The sequence below is a fragment of the Motilimonas thetidivivens genome (assembly GCF_046452435.1).
In the GTDB taxonomy this organism is placed as follows: Bacteria; Pseudomonadota; Gammaproteobacteria; order Enterobacterales; family CBDFNC01; genus Motilimonas.
Map to the genome: position 1 here is coordinate 1 of NZ_JBKFDK010000063.1, position 620 is coordinate 620.

The 620-nt window shown below is 47.6% G+C and carries 1 protein-coding gene; it reads right to left on the minus strand.

The genetic code is table 11. From position 1 onward, the window contains the following. On the minus strand, nt 1-620 hold a 620-nt coding region (locus tag ACK8OT_RS19240; RefSeq protein WP_410198127.1), incomplete at both ends, for an IS4 family transposase.

The following is a 620-nucleotide window of genomic DNA, read 5'->3' on the forward strand; positions in this document are numbered from 1 at the left end:
CGTAAGCCAAAGCCATAAGCAGGGCTTTTTAAGTCCCGAAATGATTCTTCGATTTGCATCCGTTTGGCGTAGAGTTTAACGACTTGTTTTGCTGTAAACATGGCGGGAGGCAAGTTGGTGGCAAGCATCCAAGGCTCTTTCGCTGAACGTTGATATAAGTGTTGAGCAGAATGCTTTTGACCCGTTCGGCGATGCCTCTTACCTTTGCGTTTCTTATCAGCCCCTTTGTACAAATAAAGCTGGCATGCAAGAGGACTCTTCTTTGCGATGACAGCAGGTCCGAGGTGCTGAGGCTGTGTATTCGCTTTGGTGAAAAAGCTTTTATTCGATAGCCAGCCTTGCTTGGCTAGCTTTACACCCACCTCACCGCGTAAACGGCCAAGCCAATACCAACCAAGTGCTTCAACTTGGCGAAACCAAGTATTTCGGTAACCGGCATCGGTGATCAGAATGGGCGTGCAACTGGGTGGCATCACTTGTTTTAATTCATCCAAGAAACGTTGATGGCTGCGAGGAGAGTTGTAATGCTTGAATTCAAAGGTACGTTCATACAAAACAACACTGCGACCATTGACGGCAATGGATGCGCGTAATGTCATCATTCGCAGCTGTTCACGCAC